We start from the raw sequence: 3,963 nt of genomic DNA, 5'->3' as shown, positions 1-3,963 counted from the left end.
GGCCGTCGAGCGCGCGCAGGTCGCCCGCCGTCACGACCGCCGTCCGCCGGTCGGTCGCGAGGGCCCGCGCCAGCTCGGGAAGCTGGTCGGGGCGCGCGGCCCATGTCGTGCCGCAGAGCGCGGCGGCCTCGGCGGCGTTCGGCGTGACCATCGTCGCCGCGTCGAGCAGCGGGCGCAGGATCTCCGCCGGGTCGCCGGCGACGAAGCGGTGCCCCGTGCCGGAGGCGAGGATCGGATCGACGACCAGCGCGAGCCCGCGCCCGCGCGCCGCGGCGGCGACGAGTTCCGCGTGGCGCCGCGAAACCGCGAGGCCGGTCTTGACGGCGCGCGCCGCGTCGCCGACCGACTCCAGCGCCGCGTCGAGCTGCAGCGCGAACAGCTCGTCGTCCACCGGCTCGACGCGGGCCACGCCGCGGTCGGTCTGCACGGTGAGCGCGCTCGCGACCGGCGCGGCGCGCACCCCGAGCGCGGCGAGCGCGGCGACGTCGGCCGCGATCCCCGCGCCGCCGCCGGGATCGACGCCGGCGACGACGATCACCGCCGGGGTCGTCGCCCCGCGCGTCCCGTCGTCGCGTCCGTTCCGCTCCTCGTCGCTCACCGCCCGCTCTCCGTCTTCCGCGCCGTCGGCGCCGTCTTGCGCTTCTCCCCGCCGCTCCCGCGGCGTCGCGCGCCCTCTCAGCCGCGCTTGTGCGGGTGACGCTTCGCCGCGAGCGCAGCGCGCTCGGCGCGGGCGGCGAGGACCTCGGCCACGAGGCGGCGCGCCGCCTCGCCCGGATCGTCCGCCCCCATCACCGCGCTGATCACGGCCACGGCGTCGGCGCCGGCGCGCACCAGCGGCGCGGCGCCGCCGCAGGCGATTCCGCCGATCGCGACGAGCGGCGTCTCGCCGAGCAGCGCCCGCAGTTCGCCGAAGCGCGCCGTCGGCAGCGGGTCGCCCGCGTCGAGCTTGCTCCCGGTGACGTAGGCCGGGCCGGCGCCGACGTAGTCGGCCCCCGCGGCCAGCGCCTCGCGCGCGCTCTCCGCGGTCGCCGCGGAGAAGCCGAGGAGGAACGGCCGCGGCGCGATCCGCCGCGCCTCGCGCCACGGCAGGTCGCTCTCGCCGAGGTGCGCGCCGTCGGCGCCCGCGGCGAGCGCGACGTCGAGCCGGTCGTTGACCAGCACGTAGGCGCCCCGCTTGCGGCAGATCGTCACCAGCTCGTGCGCCTTCTCCGCCAGCTCGCGCGCCGACGACGTCTTGTCGCGCAGCTGGACGATCCGCGCCCCCGCGGAGATCGCGGCGAGCGCGGCGTCGCGCTCCGCCGGCCAACCCCCCGGCCGGGGCCCGGTGACGACGTGGACGGCGACTTCGGCGAACGGCGCGCGCTCGATCATCGACGTTTCCTCGCGCGGGCCAAAGGCCGTACCATCGGCGCATGACGAACGCCGCGCGGCCGCCCGCGCTCCGTATTATCGCCAACTTGGCGATGAGCGCCGACGGCAAGATCGACAGTCATTTGCGGGAAGGGGCGGGTTTCTCGAGCCGCGGCGACCGCGAGCGGATGGACGTGCTGCGCGCCGCGGCCGACGCCGTCGTCGTCGGCGCGGGGACGGTCCGGACGGAGGATCCGCCGCTGCGCGTGCGCGACCCCGCGCGCCGCCGGCGGCGGGTCGCCGAGGGGCGGGCGGAGGACCTCGCCGTCGTCGTCGTCAGCGCCTCCGGCCTCGTTTCGCCGGACGCGCGCTTCCTGCGCGAGCCGGCCGACGAGCGGATTCTCGCCGTGCCGGAGGACCTGCCGGAGGCGCCGCTGCGCCCGCTCGCCGCGCATTTCGCCTCGGGGGCGCTGCGCCTGCTGCGCCTCGGCCGAGGCGCGGTGGACGTCGCCGCGCTCGCCGCGCGGCTCGCCGCCGAAGGGCGACGCACGATCCTCGTCGAGGGGGGCGGGGAGCTCGTCGCCCGCTTCGTCGCCGCCGACCTGCTGGACGAGCTGCGCCTCACGCTCTGCCCGACGGTGATCGGCGGCCGCACGGCGCCGACGCCGGTCGGGGGCGACGGCTGGCCGCTCGCCGCGCGGCGCCGCCTGGAGCTCCTCGAGGTCGAGCGCGCGGGCGACGAGTTGTTCCTGCGGTACGCCTTCCGGCCGCTTTCGGTTGCCCCGGGCGCGGCCTCGCCGCAAGAATAAAGGCCACCCCGGAGGTTCGTTCATGGCCTACGTGATCACCGAACTCTGCGCCGGCAGGAAGGACGGCGCCTGCGCCGCGGTCTGCCCGGTCGCGGCGATCCACCCGACGAAGGACGAGCCGGGACACGCGGAAGCGGCCCAGCTCTACATCGATCCCGAGACCTGCATCGACTGCGGCGCGTGCGAGCCGGAATGCCCGGTCTCGGCGATCTTCGAAGAGGAGTACGTCCCCGAGGAGCGCAAGGCGTCGATCCGCATCAACGCCGCGTGGTACAAGAGCGGCCGCCGATGACCGGCGCGGACGGGCGGGCGCCCTGGGCGCAGCGCGAGGAGGAAACCCGCGGCCGTCGCCACCCGGAAGCGGAGCACGCCTTCCGGCCGGTCTACGCCCGCGACCGCGACCGCATCATCCACTGCCGCGCCTTCCGGCGGCTGGAGTACAAGACGCAGGTCTTCCTCAACCACGAGGGGGACCACTACCGCACCCGCCTCACGCATTCGCTCGAGGTCTCGCAGATCGCGCGCACGGTGGCCCGCGCGCTCGGCCTCAACGAGGACCTCGCCGAATCGCTCGCGCTGTCGCACGACATGGGGCACACGCCGTTCGGCCATCTCGGCGAGGACGTGCTCGACCCGTTGATGAAGGGCCTCGGCGGCTTCGACCACAACCGGCAGACGCTGCGCGTGGTGGAGACGCTCGAGGAGCGGTATCCGGACTTCCCCGGCCTCAACCTCACGTGGGAGACGCGGGAGGGGATCGCCAAGCACTCCGGTCCGCCCGACGTCGGCCGCGCACCGGAGGCGGCGGAGTACCTGCCCGGCGTTCCGCCGACGCTCGAGGGGCAGCTGATCGACCTCGTGGACGAGATCGCCTACAACCACCACGACATCGACGACGGGCTGGAGTCGAAGCTGCTCGACGTCGGCGAGTTCGCGGAGGAGGCGCCGATCTTCGGCCGGCCGTTCGCCGAGGCGCGGGCGGCCTATCCGGCGCAGTCGGAGCGGATGTGGGTCAAGATCGCGCTGCGGCGGCTGATCGACGTCCTCGTCTCGGACCTCGTCGCCGCGACGCGCGCGGCGATCGAGGCGCGCGGCGTGCGCTCGGTCGCGGACGTCCGCGCGCAGGGGGCCTGGCTCGTCTCGCTCTCGCCGGAGGTCGCCGCCGAGAACAAGAACCTCAAGCGCCGCCTCAACGAGCGTCTCTACAAGCATCCGCGGATCGTCGAGGCGAAGAGCTACTGCGCGGGAGTGCTGCGCGACCTCTTCCACTCCTACTCCGGGGCGCCGGGGGAGATGCCGGAGCGGTTCCGCGTCCGCGCGGAGGAGGACGGGCTGCCGCGCGCGGTCTGCGACTACATAGCCGGCATGACGGACCGCTACGCGCTGCAGGAGCATCGCCGCCTCTGCGGCGGTCTCGGCCCCGACGCGCTCCCCTCGGCCACGCACTGACCTTTTGGCCACGGCCGCATCGACCGGCGCGCGGACGCCGCGCGACGCGGACATCGACGCGACGACGGGGCTCTGCGCGCGACGCGGACATCGACGCGACGACGGGATTCTGCGCGCGACGCGGACATCGGCGCGACGACGGGGCTCTGCGCGCGACGCGGACATCGACGCGACGACGGGACTCGGCGCGCGACGCGGACATCGACGCGACGACGGGGCTCTGCGCGCGACGCGGACATCGACGCGACGACGGGGCTTTGCGCGCGACGTGTAGGACGCTGCTGAAAAACGGCGCATTTCGGCCATTCGAGAGCGTTGACGGCGTGCTGCGCGGGCGAGGACCGACCGAGAGGGG

5 protein-coding genes are annotated in these 3,963 nt (G+C 75.2%); 3 read left to right on the top strand and 2 right to left on the bottom strand.

From position 1 onward, the window contains the following. A partial coding sequence (locus LLG88_14950) for a bifunctional hydroxymethylpyrimidine kinase/phosphomethylpyrimidine kinase (GenBank protein MCE5248204.1) occupies positions 1 to 598 on the bottom strand: 598 nt, incomplete at its 3' end. 77 nt (positions 599 to 675) lie between these two features. Further along, positions 676 to 1,371 (bottom strand): thiamine phosphate synthase, encoded by a 696-nt coding sequence (gene thiE, locus LLG88_14945; protein MCE5248203.1) that lies wholly within the window; start codon positions 1,369 to 1,371, stop codon positions 676 to 678. A gap of 41 nt (positions 1,372 to 1,412) precedes the next feature. Here thiE and LLG88_14940 point away from each other — a divergent pair, with 41 nt between their 5' ends. From LLG88_14940 to LLG88_14930, 3 genes are read left to right on the top strand one after another with little or no spacing between them, the layout of a single operon-like run. Then, positions 1,413 to 2,159, top strand: coding sequence for a dihydrofolate reductase family protein (locus LLG88_14940; GenBank protein MCE5248202.1), 747 nt, complete (start codon positions 1,413 to 1,415; stop codon positions 2,157 to 2,159). Positions 2,160 to 2,181: 22 nt separating this feature from the next. Beyond that, on the top strand, positions 2,182 to 2,451 hold the full coding sequence (locus LLG88_14935; protein MCE5248201.1) for a ferredoxin family protein: 270 nt from the start codon (positions 2,182 to 2,184) through the stop codon (positions 2,449 to 2,451). Then, positions 2,448 to 3,608 carry a deoxyguanosinetriphosphate triphosphohydrolase gene (locus LLG88_14930; protein MCE5248200.1) on the top strand — a complete coding sequence of 387 codons (1,161 nt, stop codon included), beginning with the start codon at positions 2,448 to 2,450 and terminating at the stop codon, positions 3,606 to 3,608. Before LLG88_14935 ends, LLG88_14930 begins: the two co-directional genes overlap by 4 nt. The last annotated feature ends 355 nt before the right edge of the window (positions 3,609 to 3,963 follow it).

The organism is bacterium (assembly GCA_021372775.1).
Classification (GTDB): domain Bacteria; phylum Acidobacteriota; class Polarisedimenticolia; order J045; family J045; genus JAJFTU01.
Note: the sequence above shows the minus strand (reverse complement) of the source record. Positions and strands in the feature narration are given on the sequence as shown.